The organism is Flavobacterium humidisoli, from assembly GCF_023272795.1.
GTDB lineage: Bacteria > Bacteroidota > Bacteroidia > Flavobacteriales > Flavobacteriaceae > Flavobacterium > Flavobacterium humidisoli.
Genome location: NZ_CP096829.1, coordinates 718,880 through 733,873 on the forward strand (window position 1 = coordinate 718,880; position 14,994 = coordinate 733,873).

A 14,994-nucleotide genomic window follows, 5' to 3' on the forward strand; every position below is an offset into this window, starting at 1 on the left:
GCTTTTTTTATTCAATATTATATTGTTTCAATTTATTGTAAAGTGTTTTTCTGGTAATTTTAAGCAGTTTTGCTGCTTCAGATTTATTATTTTGCGTTTTTGACAAGGCGCTAATAATAGTTTCTTTTTCGTTTTCAGACAATGAGAAAACTTCAGCAGTTGAAGCAGGCTGATTTTGAATCTGGAAGAATTCTGCTGGAAGTACATCACTTTCGATAAAATCACCACGAGTTAAAAGAGTTGCACGTTTTACACAGTTTTGCAATTCTCGTAAATTTCCTGGCCAAGAGTAGTTCTGAAAAATAGAAACCACTTCTGGAGAAAACCCAATGACCTCTTTATGCAATTGCTGATTAGCTTTTTCTAAGAAATAATCTGCAAAAACCATTAAATCTTCGCCTCGATCTTTTAAAGATGGTGACTGAATTGAAAATTCATTGATTCTATGGTATAAATCCTCTCTAAAATCGCCGTTTTTTACAGCCTCACGTAAATCTTCATTTGTGGCCGTAATAATGCGTATATCAACGTTTATTTCTTTATTGCTTCCTACCGGTTTAATTTTTCTCTCTTGAAGCGCTCTTAACAACTGGATTTGGTTTTCGTACGAAAGATTTCCTATTTCGTCCAAAAATAAAGTTCCGCCATTTGCAGCTTCAAAATATCCTTTTTTATCATTGATTGCTCCAGTAAAAGATCCTTTTAAATGTCCAAAAAATTCGCTTGCCGCTAATTCTTTTGGAATGGCTCCACAATCTACAGCAATAAAATTATTGTCTTTTCTTCTGCTTTGCTGATGAATGCTTTTGGCAATGATTTCTTTTCCCGTTCCGCTTTCACCAATTATTAAAACTGACATATCTGTCGGGCTTACCAGCTGAATGTGATCTAAAAGCTTTTTGGATGCAACAGAAATTCCTTTAACAAATTCATTTTCTCCTGATGAAGACTGTTTTTTTACTGTCTTTTTTTCTTTTACAGGAGCTTGTTCTTCTTCCTCTTTTGTCACTTGTAATGCATTAGTAATTACAAGAAGAACTTCGTCTGGATTAAATGGTTTGGAAATGTAATCTGCCGCTCCATTTTTTATGGCTTTAACAGCAGTATTTACATCAGAGTATCCTGTCATTAAAATAACCGGAATATGTGGGTGAGAAATTTTAAATTCAGACATAAGTCCAATACCATCAGAATCAGGCAAGCGAAGGTCGGTCAAAATCAAATCGAATGACTCGTTTTTAACTGCTTCACGCGCTTCTGTCGCAGAGAAAGTAGTAGTTACTTCATACGCTTTTTTGATTAGAAATTTCTCTAATAATTTACAGAACGCAATATCATCTTCTATCAGTAATATCTTCGGCATTTGCTTTTAGGGACTTTTTTGCTAAAATAATATTATTAAACTTGTTATTTCATAAAATTATGTAAAATATGTAAAAAAAAAGAGACTGCACAATGCAATCTCTTTTTCACCAAAAACATAAATCTAAATTCACCTAATTATATCTTCAACCAGTTACCATTGACATCTGAGTAAACAGTAGCCTTTTGGTCTCCAACTGATATTTCTAGTTTGTACTCTTTTTTGTCATTGACAAATGCTTTATCCAGTTTTGCTCCTGGATAAGCTGTCTGCAAAGCTGTTTTCACAGGTGCAGGCACAGCATCTACCGTAACCTCTGTATATTCAGATTGAATGGCTACAGTTGCTTTAGTGTCTTGAGAAACAGGCAATACATTTGCATGCATTGACATAGTTCCTAGAATCACTATTGCTGATAAGATTAGTTTTTTCATGATGCTGATTTTAATTATTTCTTAATGATATTTCCAGAAGCATCTGTAAAAATTGTATACTTCTTTTCTCCACTTGAAATCTCAAGTTTGTACTCATTTTTCTCGTTTTTATAAGCTTTTTCTAGCTTAGTATTCGGGAAAGATTTTTCAAGTGTAGACTTTACAGCGGCCGGAACGGCATCTATAGACACTTCAGTAAATTCACTTTGAACGAATACTGATTGAGAAATCGAAACTGCTGGAAGAACCGTAGCATTTACTGTAAAACTTCCTAAAACAATCGCTGCTGATAAGATTAACTTTTTCATAATATTTAGTGGTTTAAATTATTTTTTAAGAATGTTCCCAGAAGCGTCTGTATAAACGATCGATTTTTCACCTCGAACGGTTATCTCAATTTTGTACTCCTTTTTATCATTTACCCATGCTTTCTCAAGCACTACACCAGGATAAGCTTCATCTAAGCCTTTTTTTACGGCTGCCGGAACTCCATCTACTTCTTTGTATCCATCCTGATCATTTACTGTCTGCACCATTAGATTGGTTGCAACAGGGGTTTCTGCGTTCATCGACAAACTGCCTAAAACAATTGCTGCCGATAAGATTAACTTTTTCATAGTAATAGCTTTTAAGGGTTAGACTTAATTATTTTTTAATCCAAGTTCCATCTGCGTTAGCAAAAAGGTTCCCTGATTTATCTCCAACAGTTACTTCAAGCTTGTATTCAGATTTTGTGTTTTTAAATGCTTTAGAAAGCACAGCATCTGGATACGCTTTTTTAAGAGCATCTGTTATTGCTGCTGGAACTTCTTCCAATTTAATCTCTGTATAATCATCTTGGATAGAGATTGTTTTTACGATTGTATTTGAAATTGGCGAAGTTGAAGCAAATGATGTTAAACCTCCCAAAACGATTGCGGCTGATAAAAATAAATTTTTCATGATAGTTGTTTTTTAATATAGTTAATTTGATCTTAGTATTCTTGATCCTGATTTTCACAAAACCTAATTTTTAGATTATTGTGTAATCCAAGTTCCGTCTGCATTAGCAAATAAGTTTCCTACTTTATCGCCAACAGTTACGTCAAGTTTATACTGTGCTTTTTCGTTTTTATATGCTTTAGTAATTACTGCTTCTGGATATGCTTTTTTCAAAGATTCTTTAATAGCAGCTGGTAATTCTTCTAATTTGATTTCAGTATAATCGTCTGCTATAGAAACCACTTTTACATTTGTATTGGTAATCGGAGTGGTTGAAGCAAATGAAGTTAAACTTCCTAAAACAATTGCGGCTGATAAAAATAAATTTTTCATAACGTATATATTTAAATTAATAGTTGTTTACGCTTTAAGTAATGAAATTATTATGCCGTAAAAGAAAAGAGCCGTGCCAAAGACCGTAAAAACCTGTATTAAAAGACTTTACATCAAATATAGCAAAAAAAGACAAAAGAAGAAAGGTGTGTAAATGTGAAAAAAGGTGTGTAATAAGTAAACACTTTTAGTGTAACCTTTAGAAAAATTTTAATAAATCAAATTCCAAATTCTATAGTTTAGATTTCCAATTTTGGAATTTGGAATTTGAATATCGGAATTTAAAAAGGTTTATAAAGAAAAAAGGCTTCCAAATTTGGAAGCCTTTATAATTATTCTGGACTATTCATTTTAAATGTATCCATAAATGCAGTTGTGTAATCTCCTGCAATATATTTTGGATCATCCATTAATTGTCTATGGAAAGGTATTGTAGTTTTCACACCTTCGATTACGAACTCATCCAAAGCTCTACGCATTTTGCTGATAGCTTCTTCACGAGACTGCGCAGTTGTAATTAACTTAGCAATCATAGAATCGTAGTTTGGTGGAATGCTATATCCTGAATAAACGTGAGTATCTAAACGAACTCCATGTCCTCCTGGCATATGAAGCGTAGTAATTTTTCCTGGTGAAGGACGAAAATCGTTGTAAGGATCTTCAGCATTAATACGAACTTCAATAGCATGTAATTGTGGAAGATAGTTTTTACCAGAAATCGGAATTCCAGCAGCAACCATAATTTGCTCACGGATCAAATCATAATCAATAACCTGTTCTGTGATTGGGTGCTCAACTTGGATACGAGTATTCATTTCCATGAAATAGAAGTTTCTGTGTTTATCCACTAAAAACTCTACAGTTCCAGCTCCTTCATATTTAATGAATTCAGCAGCCTTTACAGCAGCTTCTCCCATTCTTGCACGAAGGTCGTCTGTCATGAAAGGCGAAGGTGTTTCTTCAGTCAGTTTTTGGTGACGACGCTGTACTGAGCAGTCTCTTTCAGAAAGGTGACATGCTTTTCCGTAAGAATCTCCAACAACTTGAATTTCGATATGACGTGGCTCTTCAATAAGTTTCTCCATGTACATTCCGTCATTTCCAAATGCTGCAGCAGCTTCTTGACGTGCACTTTCCCAAGCTTTTAAAAGCTCTTCTTCTTTCCAGATTGCACGCATTCCTTTTCCACCACCACCAGCAGTAGCTTTCATCATAACTGGGTAACCAATTTCTTTAGCTATTTTTTGTGCATGTTCATAAGACTCTAACAATCCATCTGAACCTGGCACGCAAGGTACTCCTGCTGCTTTCATTGTAGCTTTAGCAGAAGCTTTATCTCCCATTCGGTCGATCATTTCTGGAGCAGCACCGATAAATTTAATTCCGTGCTCTTGACAAATTTTTGAGAACTTAGCATTCTCAGAAAGAAATCCATAACCTGGATGTATTGCATCTGCATTTGTAATTTCTGCAGCAGCAATGATATTTGACATTTTCAAATACGATAAGTTACTCGGAGGAGGGCCAATACAAACCGCTTCATCAGCAAATTTAACATGTAAACTTTCTGCATCGGCTGTAGAGTAAACTGCAACAGTTTTTATTCCCATTTCCTTACATGTACGAATTACACGTAGTGCAATTTCTCCTCTATTCGCAATTAATATTTTTTTAAACATCTTATTTTAATTAGATAATTAGACAATTTGATAATTAGATAATTTTAGATGCCTGATGTATTAATTCTGTCAGATCAATCTAAAATCTAAAATCTAAAATCTAAATTTATTTATGATGGATCTACTAAGAATAAAGGTTGATCAAATTCTACTGGAGACATATCGTCTACAAGAATTTTTACAATTTTACCAGAAACTTCAGATTCGATTTCGTTGAATAATTTCATTGCTTCAATTACACAAAGAACGTCTCCTTTAGAAACAGTGCTTCCAACTTCTGTGAAAACTGGTTTGTCTGGAGATGGTTTTCTATAGAATGTTCCAATAATTGGAGATTTTATAGTAATATATTTAGAATCGTTAGCAGCTGGCGCTTCTGGAGTTACACTTACAACTGTTGGAGCCGTAACTTGTGGAACTGCCGCTTGAGGTAAAGCTGCCTGAGCAGGTAATTGCTGTACGTAAGTTGCTTCAGTTACATTTGTTTCTAAAGTTGTTCTGATCGTGATTTTTACATCATCCATTTCTAACTTCACTTCTGCAACGCCCGAATTTGCAACAAATTTGATTAGGTTTTGAATTTCTTTTAAATCCATAATGATTCGTTTTTAGTTTTAATTTATTTTTTATCGTAAGCCCATTTTAAATAGATAGATCCCCAAGTGAATCCACCACCAAAAGCGGCAAAGATAATGTTATCTCCCTTTTTAAGCTTATTTTCAAAATCAGCCAATACTAATGGTAAAGTTCCAGAAGTAGTATTACCATATTTTTCGATGTTTACTAGAACTTTAGAATCTTCCAATTCTAATCTTCCTGCAGTAGCATCAATAATACGTTTATTAGCTTGGTGTGGCACTAACCAGTCAACATCTTGATTTGTCAAGTTATTTCTCTGTAAAATCAATTCACTAGCATCTGCCATATTAGTTACAGCATATTTGAAAACAGTTTTACCGTCTTGCATAATATTGTGCTGTCTGTTTTTTACAGTATCTTCAGAAGGAGGAATCAAAGAACCTCCTGCAGGTATTTTAAGAAAGTCACGCCCTACACCATCACTTCTTAAATATTCATCCTGCAAACCTAAACCTTCATAATTTGGTTCGAAAAGAACTGCTCCAGCTCCATCTCCAAAAATAATACAAGTTGCTCTATCAGTATAATCTACAATAGATGACATTTTATCGGCACCAATTAAAAGTACTTTTTTGTAACGTCCAGACTGAACATACGCTGCAGCTGTAGACATTCCGTATAAGAAACTTGAACATGCCGCTTGCAAATCGTATGCAAATGCATTTGTGGCTCCAATTTCTGTTGCAACAAATACTCCTGTAGAAGCCACCATCATATCTGGTGTCGCAGTTGCCATTATAATCATATCAATCTCAAGCGGATCAATATTTGCTTTTGCAATTAAATCCTTTGCTGCTTGTATAGCAAGGTAAGATGTACCTTTATCAGCATCTTTAAGAATTCTTCTTTCTTTAATTCCTGTTCGAGCGGTAATCCACTCATCATTGGTATCAACCATTGTTTCTAATACTTGGTTCGAAAGAACGAAGTCAGGAACATAAGCTCCAACAGCGGTAATGGCGGCTGTGATTGTATTCATTATATTCTATTATTTTCTTTTCAAATTACGATTAATTTGAAAAATTTTTAAAAGACCCGAAAATTACAAAAAAAACGTAACGAATTTGTCTATATTTTCCTAAAAAACGAAAATTATAATCAACAAAAAAAACTCTCACTATGTGAGAGTTCTAGTATAATTTACAAAAACGTATTAAGCAACCGCTTCAGATTTATCGATAACAACTTGCCCTCTGTAGTACATTTTACCTTCATGCCAGTAAGCTCTGTGGTATAAATGCGCCTCACCTGTAATAGGACATGTAGCGATTTGAGCTACAGTAGCTTTGTAATGTGTTCTTCTCTTATCTCTTCTTGTTTTCGAGGTTTTTCTCTTAGGATGTGCCATTTTACTATATTATTTATCCGTTAATAGTTTCTTTAATTTTTCCCAACGCGGGTCAATATCTTCTTCTTTGTTACTCTCTTCCTTTTGTTCTTTTACACTTAACTCATTTAGTTTTGTCAAAGCCTCTGTTTGTAGACTTCCGTCTTTAACACCTGGATGAATTCTCTTGTGAGGTACAGAAAGCGCGATCATTTCATAAATATATTGCGCTATATCTACCTCATGTTCACCATGTGGCAAAATCAACAATTCTTCATTATCATCATTAAATTCGTCTCCAAAGCGAACAATTAACTTCATTTTCCCTTTTATAGGTAAATCAAAATCTTCGCCTGTTAGATCACAAGGCACATTTACTGTTCCTTTGTGTTTGAATTCTAACTCTAACATGGTACTTTTCTTTTCGAAAAGTAAATTAACTTTAATATCCGAACTTTGAAACTCATCGTATTCAAAATTCTTAAAGAACTCGTTATTTATTTGATACTCAAAATGGTGTTTTCCTAGTTTTAATCCTACGAAAGGAATTAAAAATTCTTTTGTTTTGCTCATTTCAACATCAATTTGATCCATTCAGTTCTAAAACTAGATATCTGAATTGGGGTGCAAAGATATAAAATTATTACAAATCTAATAATCTTATTGACCTTTTTTTGTTTATAACTGTTTTTCTTTTATTTTAAGAGGTTTTTGGCTAATCTCCTCATACTGATTACGCGAGCGAAAAATATCAATCGCAAGATAGACTGCTTCTTTAAAAGAATTATAATCTGCCATATCTTTACCAGCAATATCATAAGCTGTACCGTGGTCTGGAGAGGTTCTAACTTTATTTAAACCTGCTGTATAATTCACGCCTTTTCCAAAAGACAATGTCTTAAACGGAATTAATCCTTGATCGTGATACATTGCCACGATAGCATCATATTTCTCATATTGACTGCTTCCAAAAAAACCATCCGCAGGAAATGGACCAAAAACCATTGTTCCCGAATCGAAGATTTCCTTTAAAGTTGGCTTCAAAATCAGATCGTCTTCTTTTCCAATCACACCGCCATCACCAGCATGCGGATTCAGTCCTAAAACTGCAATTTTTGGCTTCACTATACTAAAATCCTGGATCAAAGATTTTCTAATAGTTTCTATTTTTTTTGTTATCAATTCTTCTGTCAAATGAGAAGCCACTTCGTTTAACGGCACATGATCTGTAATTAAGCCTACTCGCAAATTATCTTGAACCATCATCATTAGCGCATCGCCTTCTAATTCCTGATTCAAATAATCGGTGTGCCCAGGAAATTTAAAATCCTCAGACTGTATATTGTATTTATTAATAGGAGCCGTTACTAAAACATCTATTTCACCATCTTTTAAAGCTTTTGTTGCTGCCGTAAAAGACTTAATTGCATATTCACCTATTTTAGGATCATTTACTCCAAAGCTTATATCAACCCCTTCTCTCCAAAGATTCAGAACATTTATTTTACCTGGAACGATTTGATCTAATTTATCAACTCCATGAAATTGAACTGTCGATGTAAAGCTCTTTCTAACGAATGAAAGAATTTTAGCATTTGCAAAAATAACCGGCGTACACAATTCCAACATACGAGAATCTTCGAATGTTTTCAGTATAACTTCGCTTCCAATACCGTTTAAATCTCCCACTGAAATTCCAACAATTATATTTTCTGCTTTTTTATTCATGAGCTCAGTTTATTTATTACTAATTTTGATGTGCAAATTTAGTAAAATAAAACCACAATGTTCACAGGAATTATAGAAACACTCGGAAGGATTCACGAAATTCAAAAAGATCAAAACAATCTTCACATAACAGTTGACTCATCAATAACCCACGAATTAAAAATAGACCAAAGCGTTTCTCACAATGGAATATGCCTTACAGTAGTAGCCATTAAAGATTCTCTTTATACCGTGACGGCAATCGACGAAACTATTCTAAAAACTAATATTAGCGATTGGAAAACTGGCGACATTGTAAATCTAGAAAGAGGAATGAAACTTGGTGACCGTCTGGATGGACATATTGTACAGGGCCACGTAGACCAAACTGGAACCTGTGTTAAAATTGAAGAAGCAAACGGAAGTTGGAATTATACTTTTGAATACGACAAAAATCAAAACAATATCACAATCGAAAAAGGTTCGATTACAGTAAACGGAGTCAGCCTTACGGTTGTAAATTCTAAAACGAATGAATTTAGCGTTTCAATTATTCCGTATACTTATGAACACACTAATTTTAAAGATTTCAAAGTTGGAACAAAAATCAACCTTGAATTTGACGTAGTAGGAAAATATATCTCTAGACTTTACTCAATAAATAAGTAATAGTTTTAAATTTTTCTATAAAAAAAGCTTCAATTAAATTGAAGCTTTTTTTATTTGACTTTTATATATTACAGTAGCACCTAGAGCTAAACCACCTAATAGTAGAAAAACAACATGTTGGTCAATTGGCATATTTGCTTCAGGATTACAGCTAGGCAGCTCTGGATCCTCACAATCAGCGGCAGACGTAGCATTCGCAGTTTTGGCTGTACTTCCTGAAGTTACTGGAACTGGCGGATGCGCAGATCCAGCAGACATTATCAAAACATTTAATAATAAGGCAATTACTAAAAATGGGGCTTTTAGATTTTTCATAAATTCAAGCTATTGCAAAAAGCAATTCTAGATAATTATTGATAAATATTCTTTAATAGAAATTTCGCACAAGCGCTTTTCTATCTCCAAAATCTTGGACAAAAGTATAAGTTTTTTAAACAAAACCAACTTTTAAAACCAAAAATCCAGAACAAATTTTAACATTTTTCTTAAAAACACTTCTAATCCTTTCAGAAAACGTTCTAGAAGAATAATGTTCATTTCCAGCACTATTCGTAAGAACCAAAAGACCATAAGAATTTACTTATCTTAGCAAAAGCAATCTTTTTTGTTCTCTCAAAAAATCTCTTTCACCGAATATACGCCAAAAAAAGAAGTTTGGGTTCAACTTTAATTACATTTAAGAGAATATTCTCAAATTAATATATTTGTAAAATCAAAACACACATACAATCCAATTCCAAAAGATTTAAAACTTCAAATTCAAATCTATTTTTAACTTAATTAATCAAATGAAAAAACCATATACAGTCGGAAGTTTATACGCAGGTGTTGGCGGTATTTGTTTAGGTTTTGAAAATGCAGGTTTTAAATTAGAGTGGGCAAATGAATTTGACAAAAAAGCCTGTGTTACATACAGAAACAATTTTGAGCACACTCTAATAGAAGGAGATGTAATGCAGCTAGACGTAAAAGATCTCAATAAAATTGACATTCTTACAGCTGGATTTCCATGCCAACCTTTTTCTCTAGCTGGCCACAGAAAAGGTTTTAAAGACAGCAGAGGAAATCATTTTTTTAAAATATTAGATTTTATTGACGAAATGCGTCCCAAAGTAGTGTTTCTTGAGAATGTCAAAAACCTAAAAGGACATGACAAAGGAAACACAATGAAAGTAATTCAGCGCGAAATCAAAAAACGGGACTACACTTTTGACAGCGCTATTTTGAACACTAAAGATTTTGGAAATATTCCGCATAATCGAGAGCGAATTTTCATGGTTGCTTTTGACAAAAAATTCGTAAAAAAAGGCTTTAGATTTAATTTTCCAGAGAAAGAAGAATTAACCAAGAAGCTAACCGACTTAATTACAAAAGAAAAAGTCGATAAAAAATTCTATTACACCGAAGACAAATACATGTACAATATGTTAAAGGAAACAGTTGTGAGAGAAGATAGAATTTATCAATTCAGGAGGCAGTATGTGCGAGAAAACAAAAAAGAAGTTTGCCCCACTTTAACTGCAAATATGGGAACTGGCGGCCACAATGTTCCAATCATTACAACTGAATTTGGCTTTAGAAAATTAACTCCAAGAAAATGTTTTCGTTTTCAAGGATTTCCAGATCATTATAAATTACCCAAAATTTCAAATTCCAGCCTTTACAAACAAGCCGGAAATTCAGTAAGTATGCCTGTTATAGAAAGACTTGCTTCTGAAATATTCAAATGCATTGAGAAAGCAGAAGCTAGACAGCTAAAAGCTGAAAAAGTTTAAATACTTAAACGCATAATTGTCCCTTCAATTTTTGCCAAGCAAACCTCTAGATTCTTCTCAATTTCTTTACTCCAGAATCTTAAAATCGTCCAATTTTCAGAAATAAGAAAAGCATTGACTTCTTCGTCGCGCTGTATATTCCTTTCGATTTTCGGAATCCAATATTCTCGATTCGTTTTAATTCTTAGTTGCTCCGTTTCCCAATCTTTTCCATGAAAGAATTCACTATCAACAAAAATGGCAATTTTATATTTGGCAAAAGTAAGATCTGGCCTTCCAAATACTTTCTTATTGTTTTTTCGGTATCTGTGACCCAATTTCCATAATGCTTTTGCAAGCCTTACTTCGCCTTTTGTAGCAGTACTTTTTATCGCCTGCATCGTTTTCCTCCTTTGTTCGGGAGTTAATCTATCCATCTGAAGATTAAATTTGTTTTGGATGGATAAAGTTAAGGGATTTTAGGAAAAGGGAAGTTTAATTTTTGATGTGAAAAATTTCAATTTTCACATTTCGAAAAGGGCAAAAAACAAAAAAGCCTTTACATTTCTGTAAAGGCTTTGCAAATAGGAATTATTCCTAAATTATTTATTTGATTAGCTTTTCCAAAAGCTTAATTTGTTCGTCTTTAGATTTTAGAAGCTCCAGATTAAGACGTTTTATTTCTTCTAAAGCTTCTATCCATTTTTCGACAGGATTTACATTAAAAGTTGGATAATAATTATATCCATTAGATTGATCGTTAAAAGTATTAGAAATAATATTTACCGCTTTTTCTTCATCAAAATTCTGAAAAGCTTCAACAGGAATCCTTAATGCATTTGAGATTTGCTTCAGCAAATTATCTTCAATTACATCTTTTTGCTCCAGCATAGAAATTTTCTTTTGGTTCCAGTCATCTCCCAGATCAAAAGCCAATGCTTCTTGTTTAATACCAAGCATTTCTCTAAAACGTTTTACATTTCTTCCCTGATGTATTTTTTGTTCCATAATGAGTATAGATTTCTAAAGGCTCAAAGATAAAAAAATATCCCTCTAAAAACATTCTTTTGTCAGATAACACATCTATAGTCAACCTTTTTAGGACGAGACATAAAACAAAAAAGCCTCTACATTGATGTAAAGGCTTTATGTTTCTAAAAGTGTGGTCCCACCTGGGCTCGAACCAGGGACCACCTGATTATGAGTCAGATTCCTTTTCTTTTATTATAATTTATGTTTTCATTATTATAACTGTAAATCAACTAATTAAGATTTTTAAAAACACTAATAAATCATTATTTCTTATTTTAATTGTACATTTGTTCGTCAAATGCTCGTCAAAAATTACAATCTCTTTTCAATTATGGTATCATACAAATTTACATTAAAAGCAACACCAAATGCAAAAGGCGAGTACTTTATTAATCTTGTATTAATTAAGGACAGGATAAATACAAGTTTATCGATCAGGAAGAAATGCAAATATGAAGATTGGTCATTTGAAACAGAACGTCTCAAAAAATCACACAAAGAATACAAGCAAATTAATGACCTGATTGAAAAATATTCGGGTCGGATTAATACTATTATTTATGAATTTGAAGCTGATGAAACACCATTCACCTTGCAAGATATTATAACCAAATTCAAAAAAGATTCTGGAAAACAGAAATCATTAAGCTATACTACTTTTCACGAAAGTTTAATCGAAGAAATTAAAAATGCAGGAAAATTATCAACCTCAAATATTGAAAAGGAAACCCTAAAATCGATTCAACGTTTTTTTGGAAAAACCGAAATCACTTTTAGAGATTTATCCGTTGATGCGATTTATAAATATCAATCTTTTTTAAATGGCAATAATAATAGCCAAAGTACCATTGGCATAAGAATCCGCACTTTAAGGGCTGTTTTTAATAAGGCTATTAAACGTGAAATTATTCCTGCAACAATGTATCCGTTTAATAAATTTAAAGTGTCAAAAATTAAGGAAGGTGGTAAGAAGGAATATTTAACTGAAGAAGAACTTGAGTCATTGAAAAATGTAAAACTGTTAGAAAAAAAAGACATCATAGCTCGAGATATGTTTTTACTAAGTTTTTATGGTAGAGGAATCAATTTCATTGACCTAATACAATTAAAAAAAACAGATCTATATAAAGAAACAATTACATATAAAAGGAGTAAAACTGGGGTAATTGTAAATTTTAAAATAAACGAATATTGGAAGCGTAAAATCGAGGAGTATACTTCGCCAGGAGACTCACTTTATCTGTTCAATATTATTCATAATAATCAAAACTCCGAAATTTATATAAATAATAGGAAAGAAAAATATTTAAAAATATACATAAATACACCTCTTAAAAGAATTATTACTGATTTACGTATTCAAAAGAAAATCACGTATTACTGTGCAAGGCATTCTTTTGCAACTATCTTAAAATTCAACAATATCTCAATAGATATTATCAAGGAAGCCTTAGGTCACAAAGATATTAAATCTACGATGTCCTATTTAAATACACTTCCAAGCAATACTTTAGACAAAATGATTGATGACATTATTTTTTAATTAAAAAACACAATACTTCATTACTTTAAAACCATTCAATCTAGTTAGATCCTACGGGCTTAATTCATTAATCAAATAGGGGTAGAAACTTTTTTTCAACGGTCTTTAATAAATATCATATTTGGAAAAATCATATTTTGACTATGTTTAGTTAAAAAATAAACCAAAAAAAATAGCACAAAAATAATTTTTCAATTTTAGAAAAAAATTTTGTGCTATCCTTCTTTTTAAGATAATACTAATTCACACGGAATCTAATATAATCTGGAGTGTAAGGTGAAGTTGTATAATGACAAGCTCCTAAAATTCCCCCTGTTAATTTTTCTAAATCCATTTGATCTTGTTCGTTAATTGCAATGCTTTTAAATTGCTCAAGAGACATTTTTTGGTTGTCTTTAACAACATTTTTTAAATTTTTCAAATCTAACATAGTTATATTTTTTTAAGTTATTAATAGGTACAAAACTACAAATAGAATCCATAATCGCAAGTATTTTCATATAATTTTTATATTTACTACTCCTCATATTTTCAAAGTTGTTTCTCTGCAATGAAAAACCAATTTTTATAAATTTGATATGAAATCGAACTATCATCTTTTAAATGTGGAGTTTCAATTATTTTATCAACTATTGTTTTATAATTATTCTTTTCAAAAAACGATTTAAATTCTTCAGCCGTTAACATTTCCGTCTCATCAGAAAAGAAGTAATCTAAAGGTCCAAAATGAATAAATAATCCTTTTGATTTTAAAATACTATTAATTTTAGGAAACCAAAGCTTGAGAGCAATTACATCGGTAAAGTAGATTGAAAATATAGTATTTAAAGAATAATTATTAAATGGCAAGTCTAAGACATCAGAAACAAAAAAATCAATTTTATCAGCTATTTTTTTTCTATTTTCAATGTCTATTGCAGCAGTATATTTTCTTGCAACATCTTCTATTTTAAAGACATTCTTTGGATTAGGATTATAAAAGTCATAGCTAACATTATTTAGCAACTTATTTATATGCCATATCATGGAAAAAGATTTATCTGTAGAATATATTTTATCAAAAATATCACAAAATTCGACAACTAATCTACCTGCTCCACAACCTAAAAACAAAGAATTTTGAAATTTATAATTACTAAGTTCTTCTTTTATAGAATTAACAATGATTTCAATCTGCTCTTCCCCTTCTTTTAAATAGCACCAATCTCTCTTTAGGTACCAAAAATCTTTTAATGTTATTTGATAATTATCATTTCTATTCAAATTTAACTTTAAGATATTATCAACACTAACTGTATCTTTTAATACTGCTAAAATTTCATTAATATTATTAAAATTCTCTAAATATGCTTCAAGAAGTTTATCAACATATTGCTGTCTTTCACCATTATATCTGCTTAAATTTAAAAGTTTATTTTCATTACTTTTATTACTGTTATAAAGGAGTAAAAATGATTCAGCTAAATACGAATCTACATCTTTAATGTAAATTTTAACACCACCAATTATTACAAAATCTGTATTAAATACCAT

20 protein-coding genes are annotated in these 14,994 nt (G+C 31.9%); 3 read left to right on the forward strand and 17 right to left on the reverse strand.

The window, feature by feature from the left end:
* Nucleotides 1–7: 7 nt before the first annotated feature.
* The 12 genes from M0M44_RS03395 to pdxA form a co-directional block, all read right to left on the reverse strand.
* Nucleotides 8–1,363 (reverse strand): sigma-54-dependent transcriptional regulator, encoded by a 1,356-nt coding sequence (locus tag M0M44_RS03395; RefSeq protein WP_248728507.1) that lies wholly within the window; start codon nt 1,361–1,363, stop codon nt 8–10.
* A gap of 137 nt (nt 1,364–1,500) precedes the next feature.
* Nucleotides 1,501–1,797: a PepSY-like domain-containing protein gene (locus M0M44_RS03400; RefSeq protein WP_248728508.1), complete on the reverse strand. Its 297-nt coding sequence runs from the start codon at nt 1,795–1,797 to the stop codon at nt 1,501–1,503.
* Between the two features lie 14 nt (nt 1,798–1,811).
* On the reverse strand, nt 1,812–2,105 hold the full coding sequence (locus M0M44_RS03405) for a PepSY-like domain-containing protein (protein WP_248728509.1): 294 nt from the start codon (nt 2,103–2,105) through the stop codon (nt 1,812–1,814).
* Nucleotides 2,106–2,123: 18 nt separating this feature from the next.
* Nucleotides 2,124–2,414 carry a hypothetical protein gene (locus M0M44_RS03410; RefSeq protein ID WP_248728510.1) on the reverse strand — a complete coding sequence of 97 codons (291 nt, stop codon included), beginning with the start codon at nt 2,412–2,414 and terminating at the stop codon, nt 2,124–2,126.
* Nucleotides 2,415–2,442: 28 nt separating this feature from the next.
* Complete coding sequence (locus tag M0M44_RS03415) at nt 2,443–2,739, reverse strand: hypothetical protein (protein ID WP_248728511.1); 297 nt, start codon at nt 2,737–2,739, stop codon at nt 2,443–2,445.
* Nucleotides 2,740–2,814: 75 nt separating this feature from the next.
* Entirely contained in the window at nt 2,815–3,111 is a 297-nt protein-coding gene (locus M0M44_RS03420; protein WP_248728512.1) for a hypothetical protein, read from the reverse strand.
* A 332-nt stretch (nt 3,112–3,443) separates the two neighbouring features.
* Nucleotides 3,444–4,790, reverse strand: a complete 1,347-nt coding sequence (gene accC / locus M0M44_RS03425; RefSeq protein ID WP_248728513.1) for an acetyl-CoA carboxylase biotin carboxylase subunit — start codon at nt 4,788–4,790, stop codon at nt 3,444–3,446.
* A 110-nt stretch (nt 4,791–4,900) separates the two neighbouring features.
* Nucleotides 4,901–5,386, reverse strand: a complete 486-nt coding sequence (gene accB, locus M0M44_RS03430; RefSeq protein WP_095928350.1) for an acetyl-CoA carboxylase biotin carboxyl carrier protein — start codon at nt 5,384–5,386, stop codon at nt 4,901–4,903.
* Between the two features lie 23 nt (nt 5,387–5,409).
* On the reverse strand, nt 5,410–6,408 hold the full coding sequence (locus M0M44_RS03435) for a beta-ketoacyl-ACP synthase III (RefSeq protein WP_095928351.1): 999 nt from the start codon (nt 6,406–6,408) through the stop codon (nt 5,410–5,412).
* Nucleotides 6,409–6,582: 174 nt separating this feature from the next.
* Nucleotides 6,583–6,777 carry a 50S ribosomal protein L32 gene (rpmF, locus tag M0M44_RS03440; RefSeq protein WP_008465217.1) on the reverse strand — a complete coding sequence of 65 codons (195 nt, stop codon included), beginning with the start codon at nt 6,775–6,777 and terminating at the stop codon, nt 6,583–6,585.
* A 9-nt stretch (nt 6,778–6,786) separates the two neighbouring features.
* The gene (locus M0M44_RS03445) at nt 6,787–7,329 is read right to left on the reverse strand and encodes a YceD family protein (RefSeq protein WP_248729981.1); all 543 of its coding nucleotides are present in this window, start codon (nt 7,327–7,329) and stop codon (nt 6,787–6,789) included.
* A gap of 105 nt (nt 7,330–7,434) precedes the next feature.
* Nucleotides 7,435–8,484 (reverse strand): 4-hydroxythreonine-4-phosphate dehydrogenase PdxA, encoded by a 1,050-nt coding sequence (gene pdxA / locus M0M44_RS03450; RefSeq protein WP_248728514.1) that lies wholly within the window; start codon nt 8,482–8,484, stop codon nt 7,435–7,437.
* 57 nt (nt 8,485–8,541) lie between these two features.
* Between pdxA and M0M44_RS03455 the strand changes: the two genes are divergently transcribed.
* A complete protein-coding gene (locus M0M44_RS03455) occupies nt 8,542–9,132 on the forward strand; it encodes a riboflavin synthase (protein WP_248728515.1) in 591 nt (196 codons plus the stop codon).
* 33 nt (nt 9,133–9,165) lie between these two features.
* On the opposite strand, the gene M0M44_RS03460 is transcribed toward M0M44_RS03455, so the two are convergent.
* A complete protein-coding gene (locus M0M44_RS03460) occupies nt 9,166–9,447 on the reverse strand; it encodes a hypothetical protein (RefSeq protein WP_248728516.1) in 282 nt (93 codons plus the stop codon).
* Nucleotides 9,448–9,920: 473 nt separating this feature from the next.
* On the opposite strand from M0M44_RS03460, the gene dcm reads away from it, so the two are divergent.
* Entirely contained in the window at nt 9,921–10,907 is a 987-nt protein-coding gene (dcm, locus tag M0M44_RS03465) for a DNA (cytosine-5-)-methyltransferase (RefSeq protein ID WP_248728517.1), read from the forward strand.
* Here the strand turns inward: dcm and M0M44_RS03470 are convergent.
* Nucleotides 10,904–11,323 (reverse strand): very short patch repair endonuclease, encoded by a 420-nt coding sequence (locus tag M0M44_RS03470; protein ID WP_248728518.1) that lies wholly within the window; start codon nt 11,321–11,323, stop codon nt 10,904–10,906. The genes dcm and M0M44_RS03470 overlap by 4 nt on opposite strands.
* Before the next feature lie 169 nt (nt 11,324–11,492).
* Nucleotides 11,493–11,894, reverse strand: a complete 402-nt coding sequence (locus M0M44_RS03475) for a helix-turn-helix domain-containing protein (RefSeq protein WP_248728519.1) — start codon at nt 11,892–11,894, stop codon at nt 11,493–11,495.
* 355 nt (nt 11,895–12,249) lie between these two features.
* Here M0M44_RS03475 and M0M44_RS03480 point away from each other — a divergent pair, with 355 nt between their 5' ends.
* Entirely contained in the window at nt 12,250–13,461 is a 1,212-nt protein-coding gene (locus M0M44_RS03480) for a tyrosine-type recombinase/integrase (protein ID WP_248728520.1), read from the forward strand.
* Between the two features lie 238 nt (nt 13,462–13,699).
* Here the strand turns inward: M0M44_RS03480 and M0M44_RS03485 are convergent, their stop codons facing one another.
* Nucleotides 13,700–13,891 (reverse strand): hypothetical protein, encoded by a 192-nt coding sequence (locus M0M44_RS03485; RefSeq protein WP_008465227.1) that lies wholly within the window; start codon nt 13,889–13,891, stop codon nt 13,700–13,702.
* 101 nt (nt 13,892–13,992) lie between these two features.
* The gene (locus tag M0M44_RS03490) at nt 13,993–14,994 is read right to left on the reverse strand and encodes a class I SAM-dependent methyltransferase (protein ID WP_248728521.1); all 1,002 of its coding nucleotides are present in this window, start codon (nt 14,992–14,994) and stop codon (nt 13,993–13,995) included.

Coding starts and splice junctions, on each gene's coding strand:
- M0M44_RS03395 (WP_248728507.1), bottom strand. CDS start 1,363: ATGCCGAAGATATTACTGATAGAAGATGATATTGCGTTCTGTAAATTA.
- M0M44_RS03400 (WP_248728508.1), bottom strand. CDS start 1,797: ATGAAAAAACTAATCTTATCAGCAATAGTGATTCTAGGAACTATGTCA.
- M0M44_RS03405 (WP_248728509.1), bottom strand. CDS start 2,105: ATGAAAAAGTTAATCTTATCAGCAGCGATTGTTTTAGGAAGTTTTACA.
- M0M44_RS03410 (WP_248728510.1), bottom strand. CDS start 2,414: ATGAAAAAGTTAATCTTATCGGCAGCAATTGTTTTAGGCAGTTTGTCG.
- M0M44_RS03415 (WP_248728511.1), bottom strand. CDS start 2,739: ATGAAAAATTTATTTTTATCAGCCGCAATCGTTTTGGGAGGTTTAACA.
- M0M44_RS03420 (WP_248728512.1), bottom strand. CDS start 3,111: ATGAAAAATTTATTTTTATCAGCCGCAATTGTTTTAGGAAGTTTAACT.
- accC (WP_248728513.1), bottom strand. CDS start 4,790: ATGTTTAAAAAAATATTAATTGCGAATAGAGGAGAAATTGCACTACGT.
- accB (WP_095928350.1), bottom strand. CDS start 5,386: ATGGATTTAAAAGAAATTCAAAACCTAATCAAATTTGTTGCAAATTCG.
- M0M44_RS03435 (WP_095928351.1), bottom strand. CDS start 6,408: ATGAATACAATCACAGCCGCCATTACCGCTGTTGGAGCTTATGTTCCT.
- rpmF (WP_008465217.1), bottom strand. CDS start 6,777: ATGGCACATCCTAAGAGAAAAACCTCGAAAACAAGAAGAGATAAGAGA.
- M0M44_RS03445 (WP_248729981.1), bottom strand. CDS start 7,329: ATGAGCAAAACAAAAGAATTTTTAATTCCTTTCGTAGGATTAAAACTA.
- pdxA (WP_248728514.1), bottom strand. CDS start 8,484: ATGAATAAAAAAGCAGAAAATATAATTGTTGGAATTTCAGTGGGAGAT.
- M0M44_RS03455 (WP_248728515.1), top strand. CDS start 8,542: ATGTTCACAGGAATTATAGAAACACTCGGAAGGATTCACGAAATTCAA.
- M0M44_RS03460 (WP_248728516.1), bottom strand. CDS start 9,447: ATGAAAAATCTAAAAGCCCCATTTTTAGTAATTGCCTTATTATTAAAT.
- dcm (WP_248728517.1), top strand. CDS start 9,921: ATGAAAAAACCATATACAGTCGGAAGTTTATACGCAGGTGTTGGCGGT.
- M0M44_RS03470 (WP_248728518.1), bottom strand. CDS start 11,323: ATGGATAGATTAACTCCCGAACAAAGGAGGAAAACGATGCAGGCGATA.
- M0M44_RS03475 (WP_248728519.1), bottom strand. CDS start 11,894: ATGGAACAAAAAATACATCAGGGAAGAAATGTAAAACGTTTTAGAGAA.
- M0M44_RS03480 (WP_248728520.1), top strand. CDS start 12,250: ATGGTATCATACAAATTTACATTAAAAGCAACACCAAATGCAAAAGGC.
- M0M44_RS03485 (WP_008465227.1), bottom strand. CDS start 13,891: ATGTTAGATTTGAAAAATTTAAAAAATGTTGTTAAAGACAACCAAAAA.
- M0M44_RS03490 (WP_248728521.1), bottom strand. CDS start 14,994: ATGGTATTTAATACAGATTTTGTAATAATTGGTGGTGTTAAAATTTAC.